A 17,780-nucleotide genomic window follows, 5' to 3' on the forward strand; every position below is an offset into this window, starting at 1 on the left:
AGATTAACAGAAAAAGATTAGTTAGGGCGTTTAGTTTAGTTGTTTTGTTAGTGAGTTTGTTAACGTTAGTTAATGGTAACGAACTACTTGTTAAACCTTTTCCAGGTATTTGTTGCATGCCATTTGGAACCGTAATAGCCTGGGGTGGATTTATTTCATTTTCAATTTTATTATTATCATTTAATGCGTTAAACTTTCTTGCAAAAGTAGCTATCGCCAACTCATTTCTATGGGGATTTATTAGTTATTGCCTGGCCGGAAACTGGCGCTTTGAGTTCTCAGGTTCTGTTGACGTCTTTATTGGTAGTGCACAAGCTTTCAGTTGGTTTGTGGCATACAGTGCTTTTACCTTGGTTTTTCCTTCAGCCATATTTCTACTTTCATTAATTATTAGGCGTTTCAGGTAAATCTGTTATTTAGGCCTTATCTTCGCAAAAAAAGATTCACAATGGATATTGTTTTAATCGGTTCAGGAAATGTAGCAAGCCATTTGGCAAGGGTTTTATACGCGGCTAAGCATCAAATATTACAGGTTTATAGTCGTACAATTGACAATGCCCACATTTTGGCTAAGGAAGTGAATGCCGATTCAATTGATGAACTCCAACAAATAGATGTACAGGCAGATTTATATATTCTATCCATTAAGGATGATGCAATGGCGGAAGTTGTTGAACAAATGCCTGATGTAAATGGACTGGTAGTGCATACGGCTGGTAGTGTATCTGTTGATGTCTTATCGCGATTTAAAAATTATGGGGTGCTTTACCCGTTTCAAACCTTTATTAAAAGTGCAGAGCTTCAATTTGATACTATCCCCATTTTAGTGGAAGCCAATACCACAGCTAATGCTTCTTTGCTGATGAGGTTGGGTAATGAATTAAGTAAAAGAGTTCTGCAGGCCAGTTCAGAACAACGGGGCGCTTTGCATATTTCAGCTGTTTTTGCCTGTAACTTTGTAAATCATATGTATCGTTTGGGTGAAGATGTACTAAAAGAGAGTGGACTTCCATTTGAATTGTTACATCCTTTAATTAAGGAAACAGCAAATAAGGTATTACGCATGTCACCATCGGTAGCGCAAACAGGGCCTGCATCGCGCAATGATCAGCAAATAATCCAAAAGCACCTTAATCAGTTGGAAGGCCAGGAGGAAACTCAACAGATATATCGAATACTAACGGATAGTATTGTAAAGCACAATGAATAGATCATAGTCGGGTTAAAGTTGACTGACTAATACATCGGCAATATGCATGGTTTTGATGTTCAGTTTCTGGGCATTAATGTAGCTTTGGATATTTAACAGGCACGATGCTTCCGTTGATACAATGTATTCGGCTCCGGTTGAAAGCGCATGCTCAACCTTTTGCTCCGTCATGGCTGTTGAAATAGGTGCATATTTTACCATAAAAGTGCCACCAAATCCGCAACATTCAGTGCGCTGAGGCATTTCAATAAGCTCCAAATCGGCCACATTCTTCAATAGCTGGCGAGGTTCATCTTTTAATCCGTACTCTCTCAGGGCCGAGCAGGCATCATGATAAGTTACTTTATGAGGAAATGAAGCATCGAAATGAAGTACCTTAAGCTGATTGACCAGAAAATCTGTTAATTCAAAGGTATTGTTTTGCAGGCGTTGGGCATGTTCTTCATCTACCAGATTTGCATAGTGATTGCGAATATAGGCGGCGCACGAAGCTGAAGGGGTAACGATTGGGCGATTATTAGGAAAATCCGTAATGAATTTTTGGGCCAGTTTGCTTGAGTATTTCACATCACCACTGTTGAAAAGAGGTTGACCACAACAGGTCTGTTTCGGGTTGTAATGTATCTCACAGCCGGCTTTTTCCAATAGTGTAATCGTATTCCAGGCGGTATCTGGAAACATCTGGTCAATAAAGCAGGGAACAAATAGATTGATCAGCATGGGAGATTGAATTTATATGAGGAGCAAAGTTAAGTTTCCCCAATTAAAGGATGTTAATAATTAGCAATTATTTGTAAAGCTCATTTGTTTGGCATGTTAAATGTTTATCACTGAGTGATTAAACTTTCTCATAGCTTTGGTGTAACTGAATGGCTATAGTTTACGTTGAAGGCTTTGGGTGGATAAAAACTCATGCGGATGAAAAGGTATATTGAGCACCTTATAGAGGATTTGGAAAAGGTAAAAGTTGAGTCAACAGAACGCCTCAACAGTTTTTTTACCGTGCCGGTGGCCAGTGATTATGATTGCATGCACGATGAGGAGCTGGAAGGAGTTAAATTGTCGGACCTTATTGGGCTTGAGCAATTCTTTTTCCCCAATATTGATTATTTATCGGATGTTGAGGTGGCAGAAGTGGTAATGTCATTAATAAAGGTGTATGAGGCATACGGTTTAAATCCCATATTCGAAAGCTGCGTAAATGATCGCATTAAATACGGACATTTGCGCTTTGCTTTGGAGCACCAGGTGTTTCCAGTGCGCAATCAGGTGGTTGATTTAGAAATGTGTGACTATCTGCCTAAATATTGTCCTCTGTACGATTTATGCTCGCATCACAATGCACATAATGTTTGCTGCGAACTAAAGCGGAGAGCATAACTCACTAAGTCAGCAATTAAAAACTCTCTACTGCCTTTTGACGAAATAAAATCGTAATTCCAAAAGCTGAATCTATTTAGCAGGCACAAACTTCAGCGAAATTGAATTAACGCAGTGACGGGTGTTTTTGGGCGTAAAGCCTTCACCTAAGAATACATGGCCCAAGTGACCATTACAACGGGCGCAAACAATTTCGGTTCGTCGGCCATCGGCATCGGGCACACGTTTAACTGCGCCTTCAATTTCATCATCAAAGCTGGGCCAGCCACAATGCGAATCAAATTTGTCATTTGAATTATATAAAGGGGCGTTGCATTGCTTACAAATGTATTGTCCCTTTCCTTTGTGGTTAGTATATTCTCCGGTATAGGGGTATTCTGTTCCCTTATGCAGAATAACTCTTTTTTCCTCTTCATTGAGCGGATTAAGAACCAGTTTTGTTGAATCTTGTGCCATCATATTTTGACTTATCAGAACTGTCAGAATCAATATTAACCATTTCATCAGCCTATCGTTTTTTGTAGCTACTCAGTGTCGCTATTTCTTCATTGACTTATTGGTAGGTATTACCTTATATTGGTCGCTTTAGTTTGAGAATCCTTACAACGATTCTGTTACTTAAACTCATTTTAAATAGAGCAAATCTGCTGTCATTTTGTTCATTGTTCATAGCTATTTGTGAATTTGTTCGAAAAGTATTTGGAGTTGTTTGTAATGTGGTGATAATGTGAAAAATAAGAGGGTGTTTTAAATGATTTGTTAAAAAGTATTACATTACCTAAATGTTAAACAATATCTTGTAAGGTATTTAAATACAGTATGATGTGTTGCTCTTTGTTAATTGAACTCTTTTTATATATTTGTCAACCGTTAATAATTCTTTACCAAAAATTGAAGCAATGGGATTAAAAATTGTAGTTCTTGCGAAGCAAGTACCTGATACCCGAAATGTAGGCAAAGATGCCATGAAAGCTGATGGGACAGTGAATCGTGCGGCCTTGCCGGCTATCTTCAATCCAGAGGATTTAAATGCCCTTGAGCAAGCCTTACGATTAAAAGATAACTATCCGGGTACTGAAGTAACTATCTTGACGATGGGGCCGGGACGTGCAGCGGATGTTATTCGCGAAGGTCTATATAGAGGAGCTGATAATGGTTACTTGCTAACCGACAGAGCTTTTGCAGGTTCCGATACTCTAGCAACTTCTTACGCCATATCATGTGCCATTAAAAAGATGGAGAAATGTGATTTAATTATCGCAGGTCGTCAGGCGATTGATGGAGATACCGCTCAGGTAGGTCCTCAGGTGGCCGAAAAATTAGGATTACCACAGGTAACCTATGCCGAAGAAGTTCTTTCGGCTGATAAAAAGAAGATTGTTATCAAGCGCCGTTTAGAGCGCGGTGTTGAAACTGTTGAAATGCCGCTACCTGGTGTGATAACAGTTAATGCCAGTGCGCCCGATTGTCGCCCGCGCAACACCAAGCTGCTGATGAAGTTTAAGCACGCTAAAACCATTACCGAACGTCAGAGCGAATCAGAAGATTACATCGATTTAACCGCTGATCGTCCGTATCTTAACATTGAAGAGTGGAGTGTTAATGATATTGAAACCGATATTAACTGGTTAGGTTTATCAGGCTCACCAACGAAGGTGAAGAAAATCGAGAATGTGGTATTCCAGGCTAAAGAAGCCAAGCGAATGACACCAGCCGATGAAGAGATTGATGAGTTAATGAAGGAATTAATTGCTAATCACACAATAGGTTAATAAAGCTAACGGCTAATAGCTATTAGCTAATAGCTTTTGTTTCACCGACCGGAATAACCGGTAAAAAATCGAAAAAATGAACAGCGTATTTGTTATTTGCGAAATAGATGAGGGAAAAGTAGCCGACGTGTCGTTAGAATTAATGACTAAAGGGCGTTCTCTTGCCAACCAGTTAAACTGTAAATTGGAGGCTTTGGTATTAGGCCACAAGCTGAAAGGGATTGAAAAAGAATTATATCCATACGGAGCTGATGTGGTTCACATTGGCGATGATGAGCGTTTGGATCCGTATACAACATTGCCTTTTACAAGCATCATCGTTAACCTTTTTGAAAAGGAGAAACCACAGATTGCTTTATTAGGTGCTTCTACTTTTGGCCGCGATCTGGGGCCTCGTGTATCTTCTGCTCTGGTTAGCGGTTTAACAGCTGACTGTACTTCACTGGAAATTGGTCCGCATGAAGATAAAAAGGCCGGTAAAACCTATGAGAATCTGTTGTATCAGATTCGTCCTGCTTTTGGTGGTAACATTGTAGCAACTATTATCAACCCGGATTGTCGCCCACAGATGGCTACCGTTCGCGAAGGGGTGATGAAGAAGGAAATCTACGATGCTAATTATAAAGGGAAAGTCAACAACCTTGATGTTGATAAAATATTAAAGCCTGAAGATTTAGTGGTGAAGGTAATTGAGCGCCACATGGAAAAATCAAAGGTCAACATTAAAAACTCGTCCATCATTGTGGCCGGTGGCTATGGCGTTGGTTCGAAAGAGAACTTTGCGCAGCTGCAGGAACTGGCTGAAGTATTAGGTGGTGAGGTTGGTGCTTCACGTGCCGCTGTGGATGCCGGTTTTGCTGAGCACGATCGTCAGATTGGTCAGACAGGTGTAACTGTTCGTCCAAAGCTGTATATCGCTTGTGGTATCTCGGGACAGATTCAGCACACCGCAGGTATGGAAGAGTCGTCTATGATCATTGCCATTAACAATGATCCGAATGCACCAATTAATAAAATTGCTGACTACGCCATTACCGGTGATGTGGGCGAGGTGGTGCCTAAATTAATTAAGTTCTATAAGCAGAACACTAAGTAGCAAAAAGCTAATGGCTGGCAGTCAATAGCTATCAGCTAACTAAAATTATTGTTGGATCAGAATTCCGATGTGTCGGAACTCAAAATAAAAAACAAAATGGCAAATTTTTTCACAGACAACCCGGATTTGAAATTCCACCTGGAGCATCCGTTGATGAAGAAGATTGTGGCTTTAAAAGAGCGCAATTTTGCTGATAAAGATAAATTCGATTATGCGCCCATGGACTTTGAAGATGCCATGGACAGCTATGATAAAGTACTTGAGATTGTAGGGGAGATTTGTGGCGATATAGTGGCGCCAAATGCCGAAAGTGTAGATCAGGAAGGTCCGAAGATTGTAAATAACGAAGTGGTGTATGCCCGCGGAACACAAGAAAACCTGGATGCTTTGGTTAAGGCCGGTTTGATGGGTATCACCTTGCCACGTAAGTACGAAGGATTGAACTTCCCAATTGTGCCTTATATCATGGCAGCTGATATTGTATCACGTGCCGATGCTGGTTTTGTGAACATCTGGGGCTTGCAGGATTGTGCCGAAACAATTAATGAATTCGCTGATGAAGATCAGAAAGAGCGCTTCCTGACACGTGTCTCAAGAGGCGAAACAATGGCCATGGATTTAACAGAGCCAGATGCCGGTTCTGACCTTCAGGCGGTTGAGTTAAAAGCTGAAATGAAAGATGGCAAATGGGTGTTGAATGGTGTGAAGCGTTTTATCACCAACGGAGATGGCCACATTGCTTTAGTACTGGCTCGTTCAGAGGAAGGTACGCATGACGGACGTGGTCTGTCAATGTTCATCTACGATCGTAACCATAAATCGGTTATTGTTCGTCGTTTAGAGAACAAGATGGGTATCAAAGGCTCACCTACTTGTGAATTGGTATTCAAAGATGCGCCTGCCGAGTTGGTTGGTTCACGTAAAATGGGACTGATCAAATATGTGATGGCTTTGATGAACGGTGCTCGTTTAGGTATCGGTGCCCAGTCGGTAGGTGTTTGTGAGGCCGCTTACCGCGAAGCGTTGGAGTATGCCAAGGAGCGCGAGCAGTTTGGCAAGCCAATTATTCAATTCCCGGCAGTATACGAAATGCTGGCAACCATGAAAGCAAAGCTGGATGCTGGTCGTACCATGTTGTACGAAACATCGCGCTACGTAGATATCTATAAGACATACATGCATATTTCAGAAGAACGTAAGCTGGAGCCGGAAGAGCGCAAAGAGATGAAGCGTTACCAAAAACTGGCCGACTTCTTTACACCACTTTTGAAAGGGATGACATCAGAGTACAGTAACCAGTTGGCTTACGATGCGGTTCAGATACACGGTGGTTCAGGTTTCATGAAAGACTATCCGGTGGAGCGTATCTATCGAGATGCACGTATCACATCTATCTACGAAGGAACCACTCAGTTGCAGGTAGTGGCTGCTATTCGCGGTGTTACAACTGGCGGCTATCTTGACAGAATCCGCGAATTTGAGATGATGGAATTAAAGCCTGAACTGCATGCCTTGCGTCGTACTTTAATTGGCATGACCGATGAATATGAGCGTGCTGTGAAGGCGGTGGTTGCTGTTAAGGACACTGAGTATGTGGATTACCATGCACGCCGTATGGTGGAGATGGCCGGTAACATTATTTTTGGCTATCTGTTGCTGCACGATACTCAGCGTAACGATAAATTCCGTACCTCTGCCGAAATATTTATTTCACGAGGTAAAGCAGATAACCATGCGAAAGCAGGATTTATCTTCAATTCGTCAATTGATGACCTTGGATTCTATAAGCCTGATTTAGCGGAAGCTTAATAGCAATTAGATATAAATCAAAAAAACGGCTGTTCCTCAGGAGCAGCCGTTTTTATTGATGTGTAATTGTAATTACCGGGCTTCGTTACCAGTTTTATATGTTTCTAAAAGAACGTTCAGTTCTTTTACAATCTCCGGATATTCATTGTATAAGTTATGCTGTTCGCTACTGTCATTGTGCATATTATAAAGCTGCTGGTTAAGGCTGTCGGTGCAATTCCCCTCAGGCAAACTCCAGCCTCCCGAACCTTTGGCATCAATCAGCTTCCATTCGTTTTTGCGTATGGCGAATGTGCCATTAACGGAGTGATGCACAATATTTGTTCGTTGCTCGTTTGGCGATGATGCACCTGTTAATGCAGGTAGGAATGAATAACTATCGCAGGCAGATGATGGCGTTAGTTGTCCGCTTATTTCTGCACATGTCGCCATTAAATCTGTTGAACTTACCAGAGTACTGCTTTTAGTACCTGCCTTGATGGCTTCAGGCCAACGAGCAACCATCGGCACCCTATGTCCGCCTTCCCAAACATCTGATTTCATACCGCTAAAAGGTCCGTTGGCGCTGTGGTTGAATTGTTCAACGTCTTTAGGTAACCAATGCGATCCATTATCGGAAGTAAAGATGATTAGCGTATTGTCGGCAATACCAGCGTTGTCAAGTGCCTGCATTACCTGGCCAACAACATCATCTGTCATGGCAACAAAGTCGCCATAAACTCCAGCTTTTGATTTACCGGCAAATTCCTCAGATGGAAACCAGGGCGTATGAGGTGAAGTTAAAGGGAAATATAGGAAGAATGGCTCTTCTTCATTTCTGTTAGCAATAAAGTCAAGTGCTTTTTGGGTGAGTGTTTGCAATACGGTAGTATGATCGAAGTCCTCAGCCACATCGCCCCGCCGATACCAAATGCCTCGCGCGCTTTCATCCTTATAAAAAGGAACTTGCCGGTTAATAGCTGCAGTTGTCTGATCATTCTCCAAATAAACGTAGGGTGCAATATCAAGTGAAGCAGGTATTATAAACGAATAATCGAATCCCAAATCACATGGTCCACCAGATACGCGAGCAGCATAATCCACATTTTCCGTATGAAAAATATCCCACAGGTTACCACCATGAAACAAGGGTTGAGTTGTGTCTTTTTTGGCCCAGTTTAGTCCTAAATGCCATTTGCCAATACAGGCTGTTTGGTAATCGGCTTGTTTCAGCAGACTGCCTACTGTGGGCATGGAGGGCTCAATCAATGCAGGTTCATGTCCAACAAGCACGCCGCTTTTAAGCCGGCTGCGAAAGGCATACTGTCCCGTTAAGGTTCCATAGCGGGTGGGGGTGCAAACAGCCGAGTTGCTATGCGCATCTGTAAAGGCTATTCCTTCGTTTACCAGTTGATCGAGGTGGGGCGTAGGAATTTTTGAGTTAGCGTTTAAAGCTTTTATATCGCCATAGCCCATATCGTCTGCTAAAATATAGATGATGTTGGGGGCTTTGGGTTGATTTGTGCATCCCACAATAAGTGGGGTAAGCAGCAAGAAGAGTTGTAGAAATCGTGGCTTCATCTTTAATGATTTGATAGGAAGTGCAAATTTAACATCGATAATTGCTCCTATGGCGTACGTATGTTATAAAGGGGGCTGTTTTGTTTATTTGCTATTCCTGGCTATACTCAGAATGAAATGCCGCAAGGCCAAGTCTCAGTTTTGAAGTTGAAGGACTTGGGTAAAATACAAAACAGATGATTGGTAAAATACGGCAAGGCGGATCTATACAGCAATGTAGATCTTCATGTTGTGCACATAATGTGACTGCTATTGCTCTGCGTAATGGTTATTTATTTTGTTTGGGGTGGATATAAGCTTTCGTACGTTGTTCTATTTGTAGAATAAAACAACAAGTACATTATTCTGATAATCTAACTGATAAAATTGTGTCTTTTTTAAAGGTTGACCGTAAATGAAGAAAATAAAAATAGCTAAGCTTCAGTTAGGCTATAGATACAGAATTTCATCATTTAAATTGTTCATTGTTATTGCTTTATTTTTATGATTATCAATGCTCAATCGTCATATTAGATTTTTAATCAATATTAGTATACAAAAGTATTGTATAGATAATGTCAAGTATTTCTTGGAAAATTCTTTTAGAACTGTAATGTTGTGTGATAATCTACTTTCATTAAGTAACACAAAAAGAGGTTTATAACGGTGGTTTGTGTATTGCTAGGGTTGATTCTTATATATCCTTCTGTTTGTTATTGCTTAACTCATTCGCGTTAGCTTATTCAAGGTTATATTCTGTAAATAAACAATTTTAATCAAGTAAATTAATATATACATATAAAAAATAATTTAATTCATCATAGAGTACGTGTTTATACGAATTTATCTTTCATTATTTTATACATTTGCTTCATAAATATGACATAAGTTTATGTAACTTGTTATCAATGATGATGTGTTAATGGTCATAAATAGAAGAAGATGTATTGTTTAAATATTATATATTTTAATCTGTTTGTGTTGCCATTTATTTACTGAATCATATCAATTATTTTAAAGCTCTAAATCAAACTCTAATTCAATTAACTATCTATTAAAAGTTTAAAGATTAACTAAACATGAAAATGATTAAAAATTTACTTTTACTGTTGCTTATTAGCGGCGTAGCGATTTTCTCGTCTTGTTCAGATGATTTACAAGATGAAGTAGATCAATTAAAAAAAGAAAAAGAAGAGCTGCAGAAACAATTGGATTTGCAAAACTCTTCATTAAGCGATTTGGAAGCGCAGTTAGCATTACTTATTGATGAAAAAGAAGCTTTGGAAGGTGACAATACAGAGCTAAATAATCTGATTGCTCAGCTGCAAAGCATGATTAATAACCGTTACATTGAGCGTCATATTGCCTTTGTATTTCATGGCTATGACAACATTAGCTCTCAAACCTGGCAGCACCTTTATTCTGAGGATATGAAGTTGTCGATGTCGATTAGAACGACCACCAATTACTATGATTTTGAAAGTTACGATATCAGGAGGGGAAATATTGATGGTGTTAAGACTAAGCGCGTTATTGAGCATAGCTACGAAGATGGCCTGTTAACTCGGTCATCTTTCGACGATAAATCCATTGACTGGATTTGGGAAGATGGGGTATTAACATCCTATGTGTATAAGTATGAAAACTACAAAACCATTTATTCAATTAGTGACGATTTCATCTATCTTGATTTAAAGGAGAATTATGTGGGCGATGAATTGATTAGTACAACTACTTATGACTACAACCAGAATGGAACTATTAAGTCACTAACTACAAAAGATGCCCAGGATGTTGAATTGTATAAAGAAAATTACGAATACAATGAGGCTACCTTTCTAACAGCATACACATATGTATCAAATGGAGAGGTGATTCGTTCAATTGAATGGCAGTATAATGAAAGCTTGCAGCTGACCTATTATAAGGAAGTCGACAGCTATGAAGTGGTGACGATTGATGTAGTATTCCATGAGGATGATTCATATACTGTAAAGTATTATGTTGATAGAATGGATTGGAGTCCCCGAAGACAAGATTATACCTTTAGAGCTGATGGGCTTATTCTTCAAACAGTTTCATATAATTACCAGTATAGCTCTGTAAGCGAGGATTACTATGTGAGACAGACCTCGACTGTTACAAACACCCTTGATGAAAATGATCAAATAACAAATCAACAAGATGTAGATGTATACTATGATGAGCAGGGGGTAATGACTGAGCATAATGCTATTCATTTCGACAATATTGTTTGGTCTGCAGATGGTTATGATAGGATGGAATACATCGAAAGCCGATATTCTAATGATGTGCTGCTCTATAAGAGCGAATATAAATACATTAATAAGGGTACAGAAAGATACCTTGATTATGTGGCTCATTGGTATGTGGAAAGTGGTGAAGTCAAGTATATTATAGAAACCGAACAGATAGATAGCTATTTTGAAGCGGCACCTTTTGCACCGCTTACTAAAACCATAACGAATTATAATGAAGCTGGAGATGCTGTTATTACTAAGAAGGAAAATAGTTTAAACAGCAAGTTGGAGTGGGAGTGGATATGGCAAGATATTACTGAGTAGGTTTATCTTACAAGAGATATCAAATTAAAGAAATAAAAATCCGGAGATGACTAGTCTTCGGATTTTTTTTGTTTATACCTGGCTAATCAAGTTATTAATGCTGATGAGAAAAATAAATCTACAACCCAGACTGATAGTACTTTGCCAATAAAGGCTATAAACTATCTATGTTTTTATGAGCAATCCTTCTTCATGCCAGTCAAAACTTCTATTTTTGTGGCTCAAAGAACACTACGTTACTATGACTAAAGAATTCAAAGCAACGCCTTATAAACTGGAGTCGGTTAAGTCAGGCAAACAGTTTGAGGACGAAGGCTGGACACTGGATGCACCAAATGAGCATGAGTGTAGTTTGGTAAGAGCTATCTATAATAAAAAACAAATTCAAGTTAAGGATGATTCATACGGGGTATTCCGTTTCGCCGACTGGCTGCCTGTGCATAAAATGCTGGAGGGATCATCGGCGCCTGTTACTTATAAGAGTGAAGGTTTAGCTAAGTACCTTGGGTTATCTGATTTATATATCACATTTAGTGGTTACTGGCCCGAGAAGGGTGCTAACTTCCGTACTTGTTCTTTCAAAGAAACTGAAGCTTATTCGGTAGGAGGAAGATTGAACAACGAGGATGGAACCGTATTGGTTGTCGCTTCGGCCGGTAATACAGCCAGAGCCTTTGCACGCGTTTGCTCAGATAATAATATTCCATTGTTACTGTGTGTACCAGAAGATAATATTGACGCTTTGTGGTTCGATGAACCAATCAAAGATAATGTTAAGCTGGTGGTGACTAAATCAGGTAGTGACTATTTTGACGCTATCCATTTGTCGAACCTGGCTTGCGAGCTGGATGGTTTTATTGCCGAAGGAGGTGCTAAAAATGTGGCCCGTCGAGATGGTATGGGAACCACTACTTTGTCAGCTGTTACCACCATTGGTCGTATTCCACAGTATTATTTTCAGGCCGTGGGCAGTGGCACAGGTGCTATTGCGGCCTGGGAAGCCAACAAACGATTGATTGAAGATGGTCGTTTTGGTAAGCATTTTATGAAGCTGATGGTGTCACAAAACGTACCTTTCCTGCCGATTCATGATGCATGGAAAGCTGATTCACGCAAGATGTTGCCACTAAATGATGATATAGCCCGCAAGCAGGTGGAAGAAATTGATGCAAAGGTATTATCAAACCGAAAACCTCCTTATGCTATTTTTGGTGGTTTATATGATGCCATGAAAGAGGCTGGTGGTGATGTATTAACGGCTACCAATGAAGCAGCACTGGAAGCAGCCCGTATCTTTGAAGAAACTGAAGGTAATGATATTCATCCGGCAGCAGCTGTAGCAACAGCTACGCTCATTCAGGCTGTTAAAGACGGTGTAGTTAATAAAGACGATTGCATCATGCTTAATATTACCGGAGGAGGTGAGCAACGTTTCAAGAGTGACAAAGAGATTGTGTATTTAAAGCCAGCGCATGTTTTTGACATTACTCCATCGAAAGAAGATGTTGAGAAGGTGTTGAGTCAATTGTTTAAAAAGTAGAATAATGAGTGTAGAAAAGGCGCTTATGGCGCGAAGTGGCGGTAAATGTGAATTGTGTGGAAGCGAAGAAGGATTGACTGTTTATCAGGTGCCTCCTGTAGAGGAGGTGGCTGCAAAAAGCATTCTAACCTGTTCTACTTGTCGTTCGCAGATAGAGCAGCCTGATGCGATGGATGCTAACCACTGGCGATGCCTGAATGATAGCATGTGGAGTACAGAACCGGCTGTTCAGGTAATGGCCTGGCGATTGCTCAGCCGTCTCAATGCCGATTGGACGCAGGATTTACTGGATATGCTTTACCTGGATGATGAAACGCTGGAGTGGGCTAAAGCTGATGGCGATGGGTTGAGTGATGATGAGGTGGTGAAGTACATCGATAGTAATGGTGCAGAGTTGCAAGCGGGCGATACCGTAGTACTTATCAAAGATTTGAATGTGAAAGGAAGTAGTTTTGTTGCCAAGCGCGGTACAGCGGTTCGTAACATTATTCTTTCACACGGCGATCCGGAGCATATCGAAGGGAAAGTAAATGGTCAACACATTTACATTTTAACCAAGTTTGTGAAGAAAAACTAATTACCGCATTTGATAATTATACAGGGGGTGACTACTTTAGAACAAAATAGTCACCCCCTGAATGTTAATAGACCGAAAGTATGCTTTTGAATATTGCTTTAATCGTCACCTTAGCTTTGGTTTTATACTACCTGTTTTCGCTCGTTAAATTACCAGGGATTCTCGGCTTAATTGTTGCCGGAATTATTGTTGGCCCGAGTGTTTTAAATGTGGTGGATCCGGAAGTGAGTATCATATTAAAGGAGCTCAAAACGGCAGCCTTAATCGTCATACTTATACGTGCGGGCCTGGGCATTAACCGCAAAACCTTGCATAAAGTCGGGCGTCCGGCCATTAATATGAGCTTTATTCCCGGGGTAATTGAAGGAAGCATGGTAATGGTTGCTACACATTTCTTATTTGATTTCACCTGGATTGAAGGGGGAATTTTAGGCTTTATAATTGCTGCAGTTTCTCCGGCTGTGGTAGTGCCAACCATGCTTGACCTGAAAGAAAAAGGTTTTGGAAATAAGAAAGAAGTACCGACACTGGTGCTGGCAGGGGCCTCGGTAGATGATGTATTTGCTATCACTATTTTTAGCGTTTTTATAGGCTTGGCTGCTGGTACAAGCATCAATATCGGGCACTTAATCTGGAGTGTGCCGGCAGGGATTGTGCTGGGGGCTTTGCTGGGCTTGGTGTTAGGATGGGGCTTAGTCTGGTTCTTTAAGAAATTTCATATCAGGGACACAAAAAAGGTCATCATCTTTATGATTGTTGCTGTGGTGTTTTATGAACTAACCGAGATGGAGGCTGTGAAATCGGTTATCCCACTGACTGGTCTCCTTGGAATCATGGCAATTGGGTTTATCATCCTTGAGCAATACGGTAAACTGGCAAAACGCCTGGCTTCTAAATTCAATAAAGTATGGGTGTTGTCTGAAATTTTGCTGTTTGTATACATTGGAACGGAAGTGCAAATAAAGCAACTGGATGTCTCTATTGTTGGCGTAGGGTTATTAATCCTCGCATTGGGTTTGATGGCTCGTAGTTTTGGCGTTTGGCTATCGTTACTGGGCTCTGACTTAAATAGCAAGGAAAAACTTTTCTGTGTGATTGCCTATTGGCCAAAAGCCACTGTGCAGGCTGCTATTGGGGCCGTACCTCTGAGTCTTATTCAAGCCGGGAAGCTGGGGAATGTGTCTGTGGAAACGGGTCAGGTGATTCTCGCAATTGCTGTATTGAGCATTATCACTACCGCCCCTGTTGGAGCTATTGGTATAAAATTGTTTGGACCGAAGTTGTTGGGGAAAGATGATGAGTAAGCATTACCTCCAATTAAATGAGTGATTTCTACTGCATGAAGTTTTTCTGATAAAATAATAGTTAGTGCTATATGTCTTTTATAGTACTAACTATGTACATTGATTAGTTATAACTATACGCAATTGATTAGTTATAACTATACGCAATTGATAGTAGTAACTATATATCATCAATAGTTGCTACATACGTTATCAATCGTTCAATTTATGTATATAGTTTTACTGTTCAAGGAGGGATTCTTCTATCTGGGTTAAAATACGAACGGGCGTCATATATATCTGAGACTTGTAATGTTTGTAATCATCCGATGCATCAGAATCATGCAGTACATAGTTGGCCCAGTGGTATAAATATTGTCCAAAACCGGCTGCGATAGTTAAGCTGTCTGTATAATGTTCTACTTGCCTTTTGCCTTTTTGTGAAAGGTACTGAAGGCCGCGCTCCATCACTCCTGTAACTTTTCTGCTTTCATAGTCGCGAATGTGCATCAGTTCATGAGCAAATAATCCAATACGTGCTTCCGAAGGAACATCTTTAAGGTGCACACCTTTAAATGATTCTTTCTTATTTACCAAGATGACATATCGCCTGTTCTTTTTTCCCAACAGTAGCGAAAAGAAGTGAGGACGTGCTGCCATAGTGGTTTTAATATTTTTGTTTCTGACCTTAATTTTGCAATTATGCAGGTCTGCAAACTCTTGATAGGGCACCATGAAATCCTCTAGATATGCACTATTAAAGCTTGTATCTACTTTTAAGTTACCAATTTTATTGTATCGCTTGATTTTTTGATTAACCGAATCCTGAGCGGTAATCACTGAAGAAATAAGTACACCTGTTACCAACCCAAACAAATCTTTCAACTTCATATCCAACAAGTTTTTGATTAGTATTTATGTATTTTCTTACCGAAATGTTACGGATAAGACGTTAAAAAATGTGAATAAAAATACTAAGTGGCTTATTTGTAGTGTTTTGGTTGTTGGTCGGGAAGGGTTAAATAACCAGTGGCTATTTCGAATTAAAAGCCACCGGCTAATGTTTTAGCTCATTTGCATCGAGTGCAGTTTCTTATAAATCCCATCTTTAGCGATTAGCTCATCGTGCGTGCCTGTTTCTACGATCTTACCTTCATTAAACACACAAATCATGTCGGCGTTACGCACGGTTGATAATCGGTGCGCAATCACCAAAGAAGTACGATTCTTCATCAGGTTTTCAAGTGCATCCTGCACCAAACGTTCTGATTCGGTATCTAAAGCTGAGGTGGCTTCATCAAGAATCAGAATAGGTGGATTTTTCAAGATGGCCCTTGCAATGCTAATGCGTTGGCGCTGACCACCCGACAGTTTGCTTCCCCGATCGCCAATGACGGTTTGATAGCCTTCTTCTGTAGCGGTGATAAAATCATGTGCGTTAGCAACTTTAGCTGCATTAATTACTTCTTCTTCGGTTGCCTGCTCCACGCCAAAAGTAATATTGTTGTAAATAGTATCGTTGAAAAGGATGGCTTCCTGATTAACGTTCCCCATCAATTCCCTAAGGTTATATAATTTTAAATCCTTAATGTTATGACCATCAATGTAGATACCACCTTCCTGCACATCGTAGAAACGAGGAAGTAAATCCACAAATGTGGTTTTACCACTACCTGATTGACCTACCAGAGCAATGGTTTTTCCTTGCGGAATACTCAGGCTTACATCTTTCAGTACTTTAACATCTTCGTAGGCAAAACTGATGTTGCGGTATTCAATCTGATTTTTAAAAGTGGTGATAGCTTTAGAGCCATCATGCTCTTTAATATCCAGGTCGGCACTTAATACCTGCTCAATACGCTCGTAGGCTGCCATTCCTTTCTGGATGCTATAGGCTGCTTGTGAAAAGGCTTTTGCAGGGTTAATGATTTGATAAAACATGCCCAGATAGGTCATAAATACGGCCATGTTTAATGTATCATCACCTTGCAAGATGAGTGAGCCACCATACCAAAAGATGATGACGAACACGATGGTTCCCAGGAATTCACTCGTTGGGTGGGCCAGGTGACGCCGCCGTTGAAGTTTATTCATCGTTCTGCGGTAACTCTCAACTTCACCTGTAAAGCGGCCTGCCATTCTATTCTCGGCATTAAATGCTTTAATGATGCGTAAACCTGATAATGATTCTTCTATGATACCCAGAATTACTCCCAGTTTTGTTTGCCCTTCCCGTGATGTTTTTTTCAGGCTTTTACCGATGCGCCCGATAACAAAACCAGCAATGGGTAGCACAATAAACACGAACAAAGTTAGCTCAAAGCTCACGTAAAACATGGATGTCAATACCACAATAATGATGATGGGGTTTTTAAGCAACATGTCTAATGATGACATAACGGATGCTTCCACTTCTTGCACGTCGGCAGTGGAACGTGCCATCATATCACCTTTGCGTTCATTGCTGTAAAAGCCCAGCGGTAGTTCAATCATCTTATTATAGATGGCCTTTCTGATATCGCGCGTAATGCCATTGCGGACGCCTGTAATGGTGTATGAGCCCAGGTAGGTAAAGCCGGTTTTAAGCAAGGTGGTGACAATGCCGAATATTCCCAGGTAAAGGAGTGTTGTACCTGGTCCGTATTGGCTTTTTATAAGCGTGATGTAGTAATTGATGTTATTGAACAGGGCATCTTTGTCAAACGACCAGGCCATTAATGTGCTTACCTCTTTATCTTCTTCCAGAATTACTTGTAGCATCGGTATCATGGACATCATTGAAAAAACAATGAATAATGCACTTAAAATGTTGAACAGGAAAGTTAAGGCAAGTTTAGCTTTATATGGAGGCAGATAAATGCGTAATACTCTGAAAAAGTCCTTCATTATTGTCTGTTTGTTATTAGTGTCAATATGACAGTTTGATTGCGAAAGTTTATAGAGTCAATCATCTTGCCATAAAACGAAAACGGGCAGTAAAAGTAACTTT

Annotated in this window: 15 protein-coding genes; 10 read left to right on the forward strand and 5 right to left on the reverse strand. The window is 40.3% G+C overall.

Annotated elements, in window-relative coordinates; genetic code table 11:
• Positions 1-50: 50 nt before the first annotated feature.
• Positions 51-407, forward strand: coding sequence for a hypothetical protein (locus KEM09_RS07105; protein ID WP_212227159.1), 357 nt, complete (start codon positions 51-53; stop codon positions 405-407).
• A gap of 2 nt (positions 408-409) precedes the next feature.
• Entirely contained in the window at positions 410-1,210 is an 801-nt protein-coding gene (locus KEM09_RS07110; RefSeq protein WP_425305776.1) for a Rossmann-like and DUF2520 domain-containing protein, read from the forward strand.
• A gap of 12 nt (positions 1,211-1,222) precedes the next feature.
• Here KEM09_RS07110 and KEM09_RS07115 read toward each other — a convergent pair whose 3' ends face one another.
• Entirely contained in the window at positions 1,223-1,930 is a 708-nt protein-coding gene (locus KEM09_RS07115; RefSeq protein ID WP_212227163.1) for a (Fe-S)-binding protein, read from the reverse strand.
• Positions 1,931-2,128: 198 nt separating this feature from the next.
• Between KEM09_RS07115 and KEM09_RS07120 the strand changes: the two genes are divergently transcribed.
• On the forward strand, positions 2,129-2,590 hold the full coding sequence (locus tag KEM09_RS07120; protein ID WP_212227164.1) for a hypothetical protein: 462 nt from the start codon (positions 2,129-2,131) through the stop codon (positions 2,588-2,590).
• Positions 2,591-2,662: 72 nt separating this feature from the next.
• Here the strand turns inward: KEM09_RS07120 and KEM09_RS07125 are convergent, their stop codons facing one another.
• Entirely contained in the window at positions 2,663-3,094 is a 432-nt protein-coding gene (locus KEM09_RS07125; RefSeq protein WP_244824899.1) for a methionine-R-sulfoxide reductase, read from the reverse strand.
• A 395-nt stretch (positions 3,095-3,489) separates the two neighbouring features.
• Between KEM09_RS07125 and KEM09_RS07130 the strand changes: the two genes are divergently transcribed.
• The 3 genes from KEM09_RS07130 (at position 3,490) to KEM09_RS07140 (ending at position 7,267) form a co-directional block, all read left to right on the forward strand.
• Positions 3,490-4,362 (forward strand): electron transfer flavoprotein subunit beta/FixA family protein, encoded by an 873-nt coding sequence (locus tag KEM09_RS07130; protein ID WP_212191314.1) that lies wholly within the window; start codon positions 3,490-3,492, stop codon positions 4,360-4,362.
• Positions 4,363-4,438: 76 nt separating this feature from the next.
• Positions 4,439-5,458, forward strand: a complete 1,020-nt coding sequence (locus tag KEM09_RS07135) for an electron transfer flavoprotein subunit alpha/FixB family protein (RefSeq protein WP_212227165.1) — start codon at positions 4,439-4,441, stop codon at positions 5,456-5,458.
• A gap of 96 nt (positions 5,459-5,554) precedes the next feature.
• Positions 5,555-7,267, forward strand: coding sequence for an acyl-CoA dehydrogenase family protein (locus tag KEM09_RS07140; protein WP_212227166.1), 1,713 nt, complete (start codon positions 5,555-5,557; stop codon positions 7,265-7,267).
• A gap of 72 nt (positions 7,268-7,339) precedes the next feature.
• On the opposite strand, the gene KEM09_RS07145 is transcribed toward KEM09_RS07140, so the two are convergent.
• A complete protein-coding gene (locus KEM09_RS07145) occupies positions 7,340-8,827 on the reverse strand; it encodes a sulfatase family protein (protein ID WP_212227167.1) in 1,488 nt (495 codons plus the stop codon).
• A gap of 1,064 nt (positions 8,828-9,891) precedes the next feature.
• On the opposite strand from KEM09_RS07145, the gene KEM09_RS07150 reads away from it, so the two are divergent.
• The 4 genes from KEM09_RS07150 (at position 9,892) to KEM09_RS07165 (ending at position 14,812) form a co-directional block, all read left to right on the forward strand.
• The gene (locus tag KEM09_RS07150) at positions 9,892-11,391 is read left to right on the forward strand and encodes a hypothetical protein (protein WP_212227168.1); all 1,500 of its coding nucleotides are present in this window, start codon (positions 9,892-9,894) and stop codon (positions 11,389-11,391) included.
• Between the two features lie 241 nt (positions 11,392-11,632).
• Entirely contained in the window at positions 11,633-12,931 is a 1,299-nt protein-coding gene (locus KEM09_RS07155) for a cysteate synthase (protein ID WP_212227169.1), read from the forward strand.
• Between the two features lie 4 nt (positions 12,932-12,935).
• Positions 12,936-13,508, forward strand: a complete 573-nt coding sequence (locus KEM09_RS07160) for a PhnA domain-containing protein (RefSeq protein ID WP_212227170.1) — start codon at positions 12,936-12,938, stop codon at positions 13,506-13,508.
• A gap of 80 nt (positions 13,509-13,588) precedes the next feature.
• Positions 13,589-14,812, forward strand: a complete 1,224-nt coding sequence (locus KEM09_RS07165; RefSeq protein WP_212227171.1) for a cation:proton antiporter — start codon at positions 13,589-13,591, stop codon at positions 14,810-14,812.
• 219 nt (positions 14,813-15,031) lie between these two features.
• Here the strand turns inward: KEM09_RS07165 and KEM09_RS07170 are convergent, their stop codons facing one another.
• Together KEM09_RS07170 and KEM09_RS07175 are read right to left on the reverse strand one after the other, a co-directional pair.
• A complete protein-coding gene (locus KEM09_RS07170) occupies positions 15,032-15,682 on the reverse strand; it encodes a hypothetical protein (RefSeq protein ID WP_212227172.1) in 651 nt (216 codons plus the stop codon).
• 174 nt (positions 15,683-15,856) lie between these two features.
• Positions 15,857-17,677 carry an ABC transporter ATP-binding protein gene (locus KEM09_RS07175; RefSeq protein WP_212227173.1) on the reverse strand — a complete coding sequence of 607 codons (1,821 nt, stop codon included), beginning with the start codon at positions 17,675-17,677 and terminating at the stop codon, positions 15,857-15,859.
• Positions 17,678-17,780: the final 103 nt, after the last annotated feature.

This window comes from Carboxylicivirga mesophila (assembly GCF_018271975.1).
Taxonomy (GTDB): domain Bacteria; phylum Bacteroidota; class Bacteroidia; order Bacteroidales; family Marinilabiliaceae; genus Carboxylicivirga; species Carboxylicivirga mesophila.